19 protein-coding genes are annotated in these 12,971 nt (G+C 63.0%); 16 read left to right on the top strand and 3 right to left on the bottom strand.

What is annotated here, in order from left to right:
• Positions 1-8 precede the first annotated feature (8 nt).
• Both C1A15_RS00405 and C1A15_RS00400 read left to right on the top strand, forming a co-directional pair.
• Entirely contained in the window at positions 9-827 is an 819-nt protein-coding gene (locus tag C1A15_RS00405) for a molybdopterin-dependent oxidoreductase (RefSeq protein WP_101720745.1), read from the top strand.
• Positions 824-1,111 carry a molybdopterin-binding protein gene (locus C1A15_RS00400; protein WP_101720744.1) on the top strand — a complete coding sequence of 96 codons (288 nt, stop codon included), beginning with the start codon at positions 824-826 and terminating at the stop codon, positions 1,109-1,111. The genes C1A15_RS00405 and C1A15_RS00400 overlap by 4 nt, the downstream gene beginning before the upstream one ends.
• Before the next feature lie 364 nt (positions 1,112-1,475).
• Here the strand turns inward: C1A15_RS00400 and C1A15_RS00395 are convergent, their stop codons facing one another.
• Positions 1,476-1,655 carry a helix-turn-helix domain-containing protein gene (locus C1A15_RS00395; protein WP_245864846.1) on the bottom strand — a complete coding sequence of 60 codons (180 nt, stop codon included), beginning with the start codon at positions 1,653-1,655 and terminating at the stop codon, positions 1,476-1,478.
• Between the two features lie 227 nt (positions 1,656-1,882).
• Between C1A15_RS00395 and C1A15_RS00390 the strand changes: the two genes are divergently transcribed.
• Entirely contained in the window at positions 1,883-2,233 is a 351-nt protein-coding gene (locus C1A15_RS00390; RefSeq protein ID WP_101720742.1) for a hypothetical protein, read from the top strand.
• Here the strand turns inward: C1A15_RS00390 and C1A15_RS00385 are convergent.
• Both C1A15_RS00385 and C1A15_RS00380 read right to left on the bottom strand, forming a co-directional pair.
• The gene (locus C1A15_RS00385) at positions 2,200-3,072 is read right to left on the bottom strand and encodes a MerR family transcriptional regulator (RefSeq protein WP_180952945.1); all 873 of its coding nucleotides are present in this window, start codon (positions 3,070-3,072) and stop codon (positions 2,200-2,202) included. The genes C1A15_RS00390 and C1A15_RS00385 overlap by 34 nt on opposite strands.
• 94 nt (positions 3,073-3,166) lie before the next feature.
• The gene (locus C1A15_RS00380; RefSeq protein ID WP_101720740.1) at positions 3,167-4,093 is read right to left on the bottom strand and encodes an FAD:protein FMN transferase; all 927 of its coding nucleotides are present in this window, start codon (positions 4,091-4,093) and stop codon (positions 3,167-3,169) included.
• Between the two features lie 132 nt (positions 4,094-4,225).
• Here C1A15_RS00380 and C1A15_RS00375 point away from each other — a divergent pair, with 132 nt between their 5' ends.
• The 13 genes from C1A15_RS00375 to C1A15_RS00315 all read left to right on the top strand — a co-directional run bounded on the left by C1A15_RS00375 (position 4,226) and on the right by C1A15_RS00315 (position 12,784).
• Positions 4,226-5,749: a helix-turn-helix transcriptional regulator gene (locus C1A15_RS00375; protein ID WP_101720739.1), complete on the top strand. Its 1,524-nt coding sequence runs from the start codon at positions 4,226-4,228 to the stop codon at positions 5,747-5,749.
• A 131-nt stretch (positions 5,750-5,880) separates the two neighbouring features.
• Positions 5,881-6,924: a TAT pathway signal sequence gene (locus C1A15_RS00370; protein WP_101720738.1), complete on the top strand. Its 1,044-nt coding sequence runs from the start codon at positions 5,881-5,883 to the stop codon at positions 6,922-6,924.
• Between the two features lie 166 nt (positions 6,925-7,090).
• Positions 7,091-7,672, top strand: a complete 582-nt coding sequence (locus C1A15_RS00365) for an ECF transporter S component (RefSeq protein ID WP_101720737.1) — start codon at positions 7,091-7,093, stop codon at positions 7,670-7,672.
• A 287-nt stretch (positions 7,673-7,959) separates the two neighbouring features.
• On the top strand, positions 7,960-8,178 hold the full coding sequence (gene infA, locus C1A15_RS00360) for a translation initiation factor IF-1 (RefSeq protein ID WP_009306918.1): 219 nt from the start codon (positions 7,960-7,962) through the stop codon (positions 8,176-8,178).
• Between the two features lie 157 nt (positions 8,179-8,335).
• Positions 8,336-8,449 (top strand): 50S ribosomal protein L36, encoded by a 114-nt coding sequence (rpmJ, locus tag C1A15_RS00355; RefSeq protein ID WP_006363204.1) that lies wholly within the window; start codon positions 8,336-8,338, stop codon positions 8,447-8,449.
• A 22-nt stretch (positions 8,450-8,471) separates the two neighbouring features.
• Positions 8,472-8,840 (top strand): 30S ribosomal protein S13, encoded by a 369-nt coding sequence (gene rpsM / locus C1A15_RS00350; protein ID WP_101720736.1) that lies wholly within the window; start codon positions 8,472-8,474, stop codon positions 8,838-8,840.
• Positions 8,841-8,851: 11 nt separating this feature from the next.
• On the top strand, positions 8,852-9,250 hold the full coding sequence (rpsK, locus tag C1A15_RS00345; protein WP_009306916.1) for a 30S ribosomal protein S11: 399 nt from the start codon (positions 8,852-8,854) through the stop codon (positions 9,248-9,250).
• Between the two features lie 19 nt (positions 9,251-9,269).
• Positions 9,270-9,896 (top strand): 30S ribosomal protein S4, encoded by a 627-nt coding sequence (gene rpsD / locus C1A15_RS00340; protein WP_101720735.1) that lies wholly within the window; start codon positions 9,270-9,272, stop codon positions 9,894-9,896.
• A 29-nt stretch (positions 9,897-9,925) separates the two neighbouring features.
• Positions 9,926-10,876: a DNA-directed RNA polymerase subunit alpha gene (locus C1A15_RS00335; protein ID WP_101720734.1), complete on the top strand. Its 951-nt coding sequence runs from the start codon at positions 9,926-9,928 to the stop codon at positions 10,874-10,876.
• Positions 10,877-10,888: 12 nt separating this feature from the next.
• Positions 10,889-11,476, top strand: coding sequence for a 50S ribosomal protein L17 (gene rplQ, locus C1A15_RS00330; RefSeq protein WP_101720733.1), 588 nt, complete (start codon positions 10,889-10,891; stop codon positions 11,474-11,476).
• A gap of 186 nt (positions 11,477-11,662) precedes the next feature.
• Positions 11,663-11,965, top strand: coding sequence for a hypothetical protein (locus tag C1A15_RS00325; protein WP_146001772.1), 303 nt, complete (start codon positions 11,663-11,665; stop codon positions 11,963-11,965).
• 156 nt (positions 11,966-12,121) lie between these two features.
• A complete protein-coding gene (locus tag C1A15_RS00320) occupies positions 12,122-12,382 on the top strand; it encodes a BAG1 BAG family molecular chaperone regulator 1 (RefSeq protein ID WP_101720731.1) in 261 nt (86 codons plus the stop codon).
• Positions 12,383-12,418: 36 nt separating this feature from the next.
• The gene (locus tag C1A15_RS00315; protein WP_101720730.1) at positions 12,419-12,784 is read left to right on the top strand and encodes a hypothetical protein; all 366 of its coding nucleotides are present in this window, start codon (positions 12,419-12,421) and stop codon (positions 12,782-12,784) included.
• Positions 12,785-12,971 lie beyond the last annotated feature (187 nt).

Here is a 12,971-nt window from a genome sequence, read left to right as displayed (position 1 = left end):
GAGCAGGTATGAAAGCAACGGGAAAGAAGCTTGCTGGCTTGATCGCGGGTGGCGCGTTGGCGGTATCCACCGCGCCCGCAGCTCAACTTGCGCTGGCGGACGAGCCGGGCGCGACGGTCGATGGAGGCGGCTCGGCATCGCTCGCCCAGGCGGCGGTGCATTCGATCGCGAACGAAGTCGTGAACGAGACGATCGAGCATGTGCAGGGCACGTTCGCGTGGAACCAGGACGTCGCAACCGACAACGAGACGCTCGCGCGCACGCTGTACGACGGCTCGGCGTACCTGTGCGGAGCGCAGGGCGCGGAGGCGGGGGGTGCCGAGCGGGCGAGTTCGGCGAACATTGACTCCATCCGCGTGACGGGCGACGTGGGCCATGCGTTCACCGCTTCCATCGACGAGTTCTCGCAGAAGGCGCCCATGAAGAAGATCATGGGATGCACGTGCGCCGGCAACCCGGCCGACGGACGCGCAAGCGCGAACGCCGAGGTGGGGGGCTTTCGGCTGGCGGCCCTCATCGACGAGGCCGATCCGGCGGAGGGCGCGAACACCATCACGTTCACCTCGGCCGACGGCTATGAGGTGGCCCTGCCGCTGCGTTACGTCACGCAGCGCTACAGCCTCATCGTCACCACGGTGAACGGCGATCCGGCCGACAGCGCCATCGGGTGCTCGAACCAGCTGTGGCTGGGCTCCACCGCCGCCCGTTCGTTCGCACGCGACGTGGTGGAGATCGCCATCACAAAGGAGGCGGAACCGCCCGCGGCGCCCGGCACGCCGGCGAGTGCGAACACGCCGAACGTCGGTGTGACGAAGGCGGCCTCATGATCGGCACGGTGATGGGCGAGGCGGGGCAGCCCGTTACGGTGGAGGGCTACGCGCAGGATTTCGGATGCCCCGTGGCGGCCGTGCAGTTCTCGTGCGATGACGGGGGCACGTGGACGACGTACGACACGCCCGATGCCGACGATGATCGCAACGTGAACTGGGCGTTCACCTTCACGCCGCCGCGCTCCGGACGCTACGAGCTTCTCGTGCGCGCCGTGAGCGCCGACGGGCGCGCCACGCCGCAGCCCGCGCGCGTCGCGGTGGACGTCGCGCCCGCCCGATAGCGCTCGAACGCGAAAGCGCCCGCGGGATGCCGCGGGCGCTTTCGTGCTTTCCGGCAGTGGAACTTGCCGCATCTGCCACGAGTTCGCTGCCCGGCAGGATGCACGGCGGCGGGTTCGGTGGCGCCACCCGTCGATCTTGGCACGATTTTCCCCTATTGTACAATCGGCGCGTTCCTCGAGCGTGCGCGACGTTCCCGGGAAAGCGAAACACCAGGTCGGGAGACCTCCTCCGTTGTTATCCTCGAAGGAGGGGCGTACATTAGGGGAAAGTCGTGCCACGAGACGGCCGTTCCGCTGCAAAACGAGGTTCGGGAAGAGGAGCCGTGTCGCTCATGGTTGACGGCAGCGTGAAGGGCGGGTAGGGTTACAGCCCTTTGAAGAGCTCCTCGAGCGTGATGCCGAATCCGTCGGCGATCTTCTCTATGGTTGCAAGGGTGACGTTCTTGTCTCCGGATTCGAGATGTCCGACGTAAGAATAGTGGAATCCCAAATAGTCGGCGCATTGCACTTGCGTCCAGCCGCGCTCTTCGCGCAGCTCCTTCATTCGCAGGCCAAGTTTTTTCGCCGAATTCACCATGCATCAAAGCTACGCGAGGGAGTAAAATGTTCTCTGTCCTAACAGTCAGATTTTCCGTAATTGAGATATGGGCGTGTATGAGCCGACTATTCCCTCGTCATCCTTGCGTGCTTGCTCGGTGCGACAATCCGTTCAGGTGCGCATGGCCTTGCCAGGAGGATGGCGACGAACGCTGCGCGGTATGCCGTGAAGCTATGCGCGACGACGCGTGGCGTGCGCTCATGGAGGGGGATCGCTCGTTCGCCGAGTTCGTGCTAGCCGATGATCTGCTGACGCGGCACGGCTTCGCCATCGGCGATTACCAAGGGGACGTGCCGCGCGATCCGGCGCTCGCCTTGGTGCGCGCCCGGACGCGCTTTTTCGTCGACCCGGGGGATTGCGCCATCGAGCCTATCGAGCACGGGCGGTTCTGCCTCAGCATGACGCTCGGCGGCGACTACGACTATACCGTCGAATGCGACGACCTCACGCAGGCGTGGCTGCCGTCCGGGCCGTTTCGCGATCGCGGCCGTCAGTCCAGCAGCACGGGGAGCTCCAGCTTGTAGAGCATCTCGCGGCCCTCGAAGTGGAAGGCCGGCGTCTCGGCGATGATCTCGCCGTAGTAGTCACCCGCGACGCTCAATCCGTGCTCGTCGGCGTAATCCAAAAGCGCGTTCAGGCCGTCGATCTCGCTGTTGTGCTGGGCCTCGTCCGAGTAGCTCTGCTTGTACAGCGTGAGGTAGTCGCCGGCGGGGAAGACGCCGGCGCCGTAGGTGCGCGCCACCTCGTCGTCTTCGACGATGATGAACGATGCGTCCAGCGTGAAGTCGCGCCGCTCCAGGTTCTCCTTCGCAATACGGCAGCCTACGTGGTGGAACAGCGACGGCGGCAGGTTGCGATCGAGCATGTGGCGCTTCGTCAGGCGGAGGTTGAGCTCCCATTCCTGCAAGAACGGCACCACGTTGTAGTCGAGCACCCGGGAGTTCGGGTTGAAGATGTCGAACGTCAGGATGTGCCGTTGCGGCATGTGCTCGAGTATGACGGTGTCGAACAGGGGCTTGTTTTGGTAGCGGCGGTAGTTCGTCAGCAGCTGCGAGGCGTTCTGCCGCGCGATGGACAGCCGCACTATCTCCTCGTCGATGGCAGCGCGGTGCTCTTCCAGCAGCTTGACCAGGCTGGCCGAGTCGTCATCGAGCAGCTCCTTGATCTCGGCCAGCGATATCCCCAGGCTTTGCAGCTGTTGGATCATGTCGATGGTGGAGCATTGATCGTACGAGTAGAAGCGGTACCCCGTCTCCTCGTCGACGCGGTGCGGTTTCAAGAGCCCCATCTCGTGATACAGCCGCAGCGTTTTCTTGGTGATGCAGTTCAATTCGGCGAATTTGCCGGTGGCCAGATCGTTCACGATTTCCCCCTTCTCGCGAACACTTATAGTACCAGATGAGCGCTTGTGCTTTAGGTGGGTGAGACGCGTTGACTCCGTCCCCGCGTCTCACCCATCACCCCAGCAGCTCGAAGGGTACGGCTTCTCCGATGCCGGAGGTTGCCAGCACGCCGCCGTCGGTGGTGACGAGCACGGCTTCGAGCGCGGGGTCGGCTTCGACGAACGCGAGCGCGCGGTCGGCTCCCATGATGATGAGCGCGGTGGTGAACCCGTCGGCATCGAGCGAGGTGCGCGCCACCAGGGTGGCGCTCAGCAGGTCGGTCTGCGCGGGGAAGCCGGTGCGCGGGTCGAGGATGTGGTGGTACAGCGTCCCGTCCCGCTCGAAGGCGCGCTCGTAGACGCCGCTCGTCACCACCGACCCGTCGCGTATGGCCACGGTGGCGAACGAGTCCAGCAGCGGCAGCGCGTTCGAGGGGAGGGGCTTGCGGATGCCCACCCGCCACGGCGTGCCGTCGGGCTTGCCGCCCATCACGGCCACGTTGCCGCCCAGGTTGACCAGCGCGTGCTCCACGCCGCGCTCGCGCAGCAGCGCCAGGATGCCGTCGGCGATGTAGCCCTTCGCGATGCCGCCCAGGTCGACGCAGGCCAGCGGATCGCACAGCGTCACGGTGGCCCCATCCACGGAAACGCCGCGGTAGTCCACGTGCGGCAGCGCCGCGGCCACGTCGTCGGGAGCGGGGATCCTCTGGTGCTTGAAATCCCACAGCTGCGTGACGCTTCCCATGGTCACGTCGAACAGGCCGTCCGCGCGCCGACAGTACGACAGCGCCGTTTCGACGAAGGCCGCCAGCTCGGTGTCGACGTCGGTGGGAAGCCCCTGCGCGTGATTGAGGCGGAACAGCTCGCTTGCGGGGTCGACGCGCGAGAACAGGTACTCGTAGCGGTCGCACCATGCCACTGCCTCGTCGAGGATCGCTTCGTCGTCGGTTGCCGCGCTGATGGTGTTCGTGGTGTTGAATCGAAAGAAATCCCGAGAAACCATGCCGATCCCTTCAAGCTGGCTCGCAATACGTTACCAAACAAGTATACTTTCTTTTGGCGCATATCGGGGAGGCGAGCGCAGAGGCGGCGCGTCGAACGACCGCGCGGCTCGCGAACGGCGGAGGGAAGGCGTATGGCGCGACCCGAACAACGAGGCATCGGCATCATCCAGCGGTTCGACGCGTTCGATACGATCGCCTTTTTCGCGTTCTGCATGAGCGTGCCGCTGTTCCTTCCCGTGCTCGAACTGTGGCACGGCATGACGGCGCCGGTATCTGCTTCGTGGTCGTTCTTGCCGTCGGTTCCGTTCGCCAGCGCAATGTCGTTGGCTGCCATGTTCACGGCCCTCGCGTTTCTCTTCATCTGCCTGCTCAAGACGGCTCATGCGCGCGTGAGCCGCACCATCATGCTGGTGGCGCTCGTCTGTTACGGTGCGGGGTACGTCCTGCTCGACCTGTGGAGTTTCGGCCTGCTCGACGGATCGCTCGTCGAGGCCGGGTGCGGGCTCATGATGGGCTTCGGCGCGGCCATCATGTGCCTGGTGTGGGTGAGCCGGCTGCACGTGCTGGAATTCGGGCGCGCCCTCGTCGTGACGTGGGTGGCCGGCTGCGTCCTGTTCGCAAGCGCAGCCCTGTTGCCGCTGTTGGGAGCCACGCCGTCGCGCATCGCGCTCACCGTTGCGGCGGCGCTGTCCGTCGCGGGATGCGCACGGCTGTTCTTCCGCTCCGAGGGCGAGGACGAGCGATCTGCGCAAATCGGTGTGAACTGGTGGGACGTGTTCGGTCACCTCGACGTGTCCGTGGTGGAGGGAACGGGCGATTTCAAGACGCCGCTCGCCCGCGCGCTGTTCTTCGCGGTGATGCCGTTTGCCATGCTGTTGCTGTTCGTGGCCGACAACAGCCTGGCGCAGGCGATGGATTGGGACGTGGCCCCCCTTGCGCTGGCGGGCGTGCTGGCGATGGCGGTCATGGTGCCGCTCGTGCGCATACAATCCGACCAGGCGCTTATCAACTTCTCGTATCGCTTTTTCCTGCCGCTCGTGGCATTCGCGGTGTTCGCTGCAACGACGTTCGTCGACCCGTCGCTGCAGCGCGGAGTGATGGTGGTGGGCTCGCTGGCGTTCTGTGCCATCTACGCGCTCGTGATGTCGGCGATGCTCGTCACTATGGCGGGACGCATGCGTTCGCTCGCTCTGCCGGCAGCCGGGATCATGATCATCGTCGGTTGCCTGGTCTGCCTGCTGTCGGACACCAGCATGGACACCGGCGTACTGGGCGCCTGCCAATACCAGGTGCTCATCGTCCTGTTCGTAGTGATGGCCGTGGTGCTCATGGTCACGCCCAGCTCGCGGTTGTGGCGCGTGATGCTCGAGGGCATCGACGCCGTGGAGTCGAGCGCCCTCGATGCGCAAGAGGGGTACGCTCGCCGTTGCGCCGAACTGTCGGAAACGCACCATCTCACCGCGCGCGAGGCCGAAATATTGCTGCTGCTGGGCCGCGGGCACACGTCGAGCTTCGTTGCCGACGAGCTGACGGTGGCGGAATCCACGGTGCGCAGCCATCGCAAGAACATCTACCGCAAACTCGAGGTCTCGTCGCGCGAAGAGCTGTTCAAGCTGCTCGATGACGAGGACGGGCGGCGCGACGAGGGCGTTTAGTCCCCCTCCCCCTTTTCGTTTAGAAAGAAAACGCCAGGTAAAAGCTAAGTTCCCTCCTTTTGACGATGGATTCGGCTCGCGAGGGGCCGTATGGTGGCCCCGTTGTTCAGGGATACCAAAGGGAGGATCTTATGGAACTGCAAGTCACTCGTCGTGATTTCTTCAAGGGTAGCATCGTAGTTGCGCTCGGCGCGGCAGGGGCCGGCGTGCTCAGCTCGTGCGCAGGCGGAAACGCCGCGGCGAAAACCGACGGCGTGCCGGCAGCGGCCGACGCGACCGACGCCCCCAAGACGGTCACGCTCCATCGCGGCTACGGCGCTGCGCACGGCGACAAGTGCTTCACGAGCGCGGTCGTCGCCACGGCGGAAGACGGAACCATCCTCGCCGCCAGCTTGGACGATTACCAGTTCATGGCTGCCGATTCGGCAGGCATCACGCCCGTGCCCAACTCCGATGCCGGATTCGCGGCGGGCTACGCCGAGGGTCAGGCCCTTATGTCGAAGACGCAGAACAACGATACGTATTCGGCCATGATGAAAGAAAAGGCGCAGGCCACTACGCCGTGGCTCACGTCGATGAAAGCCATCGAGGACTACTGCGTGGGAAAGAAGCCCTCCGATCTCACGAAGACGAGCCTCGACGCCGTGTCGGGCGCCACGCTCGTCGACACGCCCAACTACCTCAAGCTCGTGTCCGAGGTGGCCCAGAGCAGCGACATCGTCACGACGGGCGAATACACCGGCGACGGCTCCGACCTCAAGTTGGGCCGCGCCGTCGCGGCCGCGCACGGCGACAAGGCGTTCGCCGAGGCCGTCTCGCTCGTGCAGGGCGACGTGCTGGTGGCGGCGAGCATCGACGAGTTCCAGTTCACCGATGCGGCTTCCGAGGGTCTCGTGCCCGTTCCGAACTCCGACGCCGCCTTCGCCGATGGGTACGCCGAGGGCCAGGCGCTCATGTCCAAGTCGGTGAACTCCGATATGTACAGCGCGCACATGAAGGAGAAGGCGCAGGCCACCACGCCGTGGATCGACTCCATGCAGGCAATCGAGGCGTTCATCGCCGGTCAGAAGATCTCCGACGTGAAGGTCAAGGGCCCCGACGCGGTTTCGGGCGCCACGCTCGTCGACACCGCCGGGTACGTCGAGGCCGCCGTTTCGGCAGCCAAGGCGGCGTAGCACCTCAAGCCCCCCCCCCCTCCGCGAAGCGAGCCGGCCGTCATGCGGACTGGCTCGCTTCGCCGTTGCCGCGGGGAGCGTCCTGCGTCTCGGGCGACGGGCGATGCGAGGCATCTCCCGTCGCCCGCTTGCGTATAATGGACAGGAGAGATCAAGGAGGCGGTTCATGGACGGTTTGCCGTACGGATGGCGGGAACGCTCGCCCAAACAAGTTGCCGCCATCGTGCTGCTCATTCTCATGGCGATGGTGCTCAGCTTCGTCGAGCTGCCGGTGGTGCCGGGCGCCGAATGGCTGAAGTACGACCCGTCGGGCATCGTGTCGCTTCTGGCCACCATCCTGTACGGGTCGTGGATCGGCGTTGGCGTGGCCGTGGCTTCGTGGATCCCGCACCTCGTCACCGATCCGCTGGGCGCGTTCATGAACATCATGGCCACCGTGTCGCTCATCCTCGTGGTGGGCACGGTGTACCGTCGCAAACCCTGTCTGCTGCATGCAGTACTGGGGTGCGCCGCAGGGGTGGTGGTGTCCTCGGCGGTTTCCATCTGCCTGAACTTCGTCGTGACGCCGCTGTACATGGGCGCCGCCTACGAGCAGGTGGCCGCGTTGGTGCTGCCGGCGCTGCTGCCGTTCAACGTGTTCAAAGCGCTTGCGAACTCCATCGTGGCCATCGTGTCGTACCGCAAGCTGGCCTCGTTGCTTGAAGATCAGGAAGGTAACCTTTCCGCTTCCGAGCAAAATCGCCCTTGACCCCTCGACGGAATAGCCTAGAATAGGATGACATCGAAGACGCGAGCGCCTCGGAGCGCATCGAACGCGTCAAAGCCGACAAGGCGGCTGCGCTTCGCGCGAATACCTGGCGGTCCCGTTTCTGCGACGCGGACTGCGCGGCATGACCGCACGCCTGGCAAGCAGGTAGCACTCGGACCAGAAGGTTTGTTGGAATTCTGCGTCCTCAAATTCTCGTGTACATAACCGAATACTTTTGGTATCATCTATGGTTGCTGCTTAACGACGATATGCTTGAAGGAGCACTTTTGACCAAAGAAGATGTTATCGAGCTCGAGGGGACCGTCCTCGAAGCGCTGCCAAACGCTATGTTTAGGGTGGAGCTCGAAAATGGGCACAAGATATTGGCCCACATTTCCGGCAAGATGCGTATGCACTACATCAAGATCCTGCCGGGCGACAAAGTGACGGTCGAGCTGTCCGTCTACGATCTGAACCGCGGTCGCATCACCTACCGGTTCAAGTAGCACGGCAAAGGTGTGCAGGTTGTGTCAACCTGTGCAGGATTTGTGTGCAACAGGGGGAATCTTGCGCCTTGCGCAAGCAGCAAGAAGAGGAAAGCTATCACCTGCGGCTGGGTGTGTAATATAGATATGAGAACGCATTAACCGAAAGGAAATGATTATGAAGGTACGTCCTTCGGTCAAGAAAATGTGCGATAAGTGCAAAATCATCCGACGCCATGGCAAGGTGCTCGTTATCTGCGAGAACCCGCGCCATAAGCAGCGTCAGGGCTAGGAAGAAAGAGGAGATATAACCTATGGCACGTCTTGTTGGTGTCGACCTTCCTCGCGACAAGCGCATTGAAGTCGGCTTGACCTACATCTACGGCATTGGTCTGACGACCTCCAAGCAGATCCTCGCTGAGACCGGCGTTGATCCGAGCGTCCGCGTGAAGGACCTCACGGAGGATGACCTCTCGAAGCTGCGCGACTACATCCAGGCGAACATCAAGGTGGAGGGCGACCTGCACCGCGAGGTTTCCCAGAACGTGAAGCGCCTCATGGAGATCGGTTGCTATCGTGGACTTCGTCATCGTCGCGGTCTGCCCGTTCGCGGACAGCGCACGCACACGAATGCGCGCACGCGCAAGGGTCCTCGTAAGCAAATCGGCGGAAAGAAAAAGTGAGGTAGTCTCAAGTGGCAGCTAAGAAAAACGTGCGCACGCGCATTAAGCGCTCCGAGCGTAAGAACATCGCCGTCGGCGCTGCGCATATTAAGTCTACGTTCAACAACACGATCGTGAGCATCACCGATCCTCAGGGCAATGTGATCTCCTGGCAGTCCGCTGGCACGGTTGGTTTCAAGGGTTCGCGCAAGTCCACGCCGTTCGCTGCTCAGATGGCCGCCGAGGCCGCTGCGAAGACGGCTATGGAGCATGGCCTGCGCAAGGTTTCCGTGTTCGTGAAGGGCCCGGGCTCGGGTCGCGAGACGGCTATCCGCTCTCTGCAGGCCGCCGGCCTCGAGATCGCCAGCATCCAGGATTGCACACCCATTCCGCACAACGGTTGCCGTCCGCGCAAGCGTCGTCGCGTGTAACTGAAAGGATCTAAGAATTATGGCTCGTTATACTGGAGCGGACTGCCGTCTGTGCCGTCGTGAAGGGGCGAAGCTTTTCCTTAAGGGCGATCGCTGCTACACGGAGAAGTGCGCGATCGAGCGCCGCAACTACGCGCCCGGCGAGGCCGGCAAGAAGCGCATCAAGGAAAGCGAATATCGCAACCAGCTGCGCGAGAAGCAGAAGACCAAGCGCATCTACGGTGTGCTCGAGAAGCAGTTCCGTCACTACTACGACATGGCGAACCGCCAGAAGGGCGTGACGGGTGAGAACCTGCTGCGCATCCTGGAGAGCCGCCTCGACAACGTCGTGTACCGTCTCGGCTTCGCGAAGTCTCGCGCCGAGGCTCGTCAGCAGGTGCGTCATGGTCACATCACCGTGAACGGCCGTCGCGTCGACATCCCGTCGTTCCGCGTCAAGCCGGGCGACCTCGTGGCCGTCGCGCCGAAGGCCCAGGACCTGCTCGTCATCAAGAGCGCGCTCATCTCGAACGAGCGCGTGCAGGTACCTGCATGGCTCGAGGTCGACATCGAGAAACTTCAGGGTAGTGTACTTGCTCTTCCGCAGCGCGATCAAATCGATCTGGACATTCGCGAGCAGCTCATCGTCGAGCTTTACTCGAAATAATCGCGGCATAGTTAGGAGGCTTATCCCACATGACAGAGTTCATGAGGCCTACGGTAACAACGGAAGAAGTCAACGACACTGTCGCACGTTTCGTGGTCGAGCCGCTCGAGCGCGGTTACGGCTACACGTTGGGCAACTGCATGCGCCGCGTTCTGCTCTCCTCGCTGGATGGTGCGAAAGCCACTGCCATCCAGATCGAGGGCGTGCAGCATGAGTTCACGACGGCTGAGGGCGTCATCGAGGATATCACCGATATCGTCCTGAACGTCAAGGGTCTCGTGTTCTCCGCGCTGAACGACGATATCGAGGAAGCCACGGCACATGTGTCGGCGGAGGGTCCTTGCACGGTGACGGGTGCCGATCTCGACATCCCCACCGAGTTCACGCTGGTCAACCCGGAGCACGTCATCGCCACGGTCGCCGACGGCGGCCAGCTGGACATGACGGTCCGCATCGGGGTGGGCCGCGGCTACGTGTCGGCCGAGCGCAACAAGCGCACGGAGGATCCCATCGGGGTCATCCATGTGGACTCGCTGTTCTCGCCGGTTCGTCGTTGCACGCTCAACGTTACCGACACCCGCGTGGGTCAGCGCACCGACTACGACAAGCTCGTGCTGGAGGTTGAGACCGACGGCAGCATCACGCCGACCGAGGCCGTGTGCCGCGCGTCCAACATCATCAACCAGTACATGGGAGCGTTTTTGAGCCTGTCCGACGTCGTCGACGAGGAAGAGGGCGAGGTTCCGTCCATCTTCGCGCCGGAGGGCCAGGAGTCCAATGCCGAGCTGGACAAGCAGATCGAGGACCTCGACCTGTCCGTTCGCTCGTACAACTGCCTGAAGCGTGCCGGCATCCATTCGGTGCGCCAGCTCGTTGAGTTCTCCGAAAACGACCTGCTGAACATCAGAAACTTTGGTGCGAAGTCCATTGAAGAAGTGAAGGACAAGCTCATTTCCATGGACCTCAATTTGAAGCTATAGGAGATACGAATCATGCGACACAACTACAAGGGCCGCAAGCTGGGCACTGACTTCAGCCACACCAAGGCCATGAAGAAGAGCTTGGTGAACGCCCTGTTCCTGAACGACCGCATCAAGACGGTCGAGTCCCGCGCCAAGGAGATCCGTCCGAACGTCGACAAGATCATCACGTGGGCCAAGAAGGGCGACCTGCACTCCCGCCGTCTCGCCATCGCCGCTCTGGGCGATAAGGATCTCGTGCGCGAGATCTTCGAGAAGGTCGAGCAGGGCATGTTCGCCGACCGTCAGGGTGGTTACACCCGCATCATGAAGCTTGGCAACCGCAAGGGCGACAATGCTCCCATGGTGATCATGGAGCTCGTGACCGAGCCAGTGAAGAAGAAGGAAGAGCCGAAGCCCGCCGCCAAGAAGGCGACGAAGAAGGCTGCTCCGAAGAAGGTCGAGGCTGCCGAGGAGGCTCCCAAGGAGGAGGCCGCCGAGGCCAAGGCCGAGGAAGCTGCCGTCGAGGCTGCCGAGAATGCCGAGGAGGCTGCCGCCGAGAACGCGGAAGCCGCCGAGGCCGAGACGGCCGACGCCAAGGAGGAAGAGGCTGCCAAGTAGCCCTTCTTTTCTTGATGCTTTTCCGAACGGGGACCTGCGGGTCCCCGTTCTGCGTTTCAGGGGCCGCCATCGAGGCGTTGCGGCTCCGTAGTCGCGCGGTTTCCCTTCCGCGCCCCTCCGCGTTCTACCATACGGAAAGAGGCCAGCCATTTCGGTACGCGCCGTATCTCGTTGAAAGAGGATCGTATGGCAGAGCACACTACCGCTCCGGAGCCGGCTGAACAGGCTCCCGTCGAAGATGAAGGCGGCCCCGATATGGCAGCCGAGGTCCTGCGCCATGCGCAGGACATGACGAGCGACATCTTCCGCCACGGCCCCGAGGCCGCCGGCGACGTGAAAACCCATGTGCAAGACATGACCGGCGACGTGCTGCATCACAGCCGCGTGGCCGCCGACGACGTGAAGCGCGAGACGCCCATTCTCATGGGCCACGTGTGGGATCACATCGTCGACTGGTTCAGGGTGGACAAGCCCGATGACAAGCGCTAGGGCGGCGGCGTGCGCCGTCGGACGCTGTCGCGCAGTCGTTTCGCTATCGTAGCGCTGCGGTGGTCGAGCGCAGGAGCCCTCCTCAGTACAATTGAGGGGTGAAGACGTCAAGCAATGCACGGTGCTTCGCGCCGTACGAATCGAAAGGAGCCCGACATGGTTGACACAACCACGAAGGAAGACGTCCGCATCGATCGCGACGATGCCGACGAGTTGAACCGCGAGGCGGCTGAGGACCTCGAGAGGATCGAGTACGAAGTGAAGCGCGAAGCCGAGCAGTACGTGGAAGCCGTCGATGGCGACGGCAACGAGAAAGAGTCCGTCGAGGCGGCGGCGACCGCGTTCGATTTCGACCGCGCCGAAGCTGAGACGGAAGAACTGCTCGTCAAGACGACCGGCGAAGCCGAGGAAGCGTAGCTCGGACGCGATACCATCAATCGAAAGGAGATCATCATGGTCGATCAGGCTTACAAGACGGGCGACGCGTCCGTCGACATGAAGAACGGTGCGAAGGACATGGCGCACGACGTGAAGAACAACGTCAAGGACGCTTACCACGAGGCCAAGGCCGGCATGAACGAGCGCAAGGCCGAGGACGAGGCTGCGAAGCGCGAGCACGAGGTGGCGAAGCGCACGGGTGATCCCGAGGCCGCCATGCGCGCCCAGCAGCATGAGCAGAAGAAGGACGAAAAGGGAGGCGACTTCCTGGATTCCGTTAAGGATTCGCTCGGCAAGGCCGGCGAGGCCATCAAGGAGGCCGCCGTCGACGCGAAGGACAACGTCAAGCAGGGCGTGGAAAACATCCGCGAAGGCCGCTAGACGCTCGCAGCCGGTCGATGCGGCCGGTGACGGCGACCGCGAAGCGCATGCGTTCGCGGTCGCCGTCGGGCGCGCTTGGAAACGAGCGCGTCCGATATCCTCCGAAGCCCGCGGCTCCGTCCGCGGGCTTTTTGCTCCCCTTTGAAAGGCCGTCCTCAATGACTTCGTCTTCACCTTCCTCTTCCGA

It is taken from the genome of Eggerthella timonensis (assembly GCF_900184265.1).
Classification (GTDB): Bacteria; Actinomycetota; Coriobacteriia; order Coriobacteriales; family Eggerthellaceae; genus Eggerthella; species Eggerthella timonensis.
Note: the sequence above shows the minus strand (reverse complement) of the source record. Positions and strands in the feature narration are given on the sequence as shown.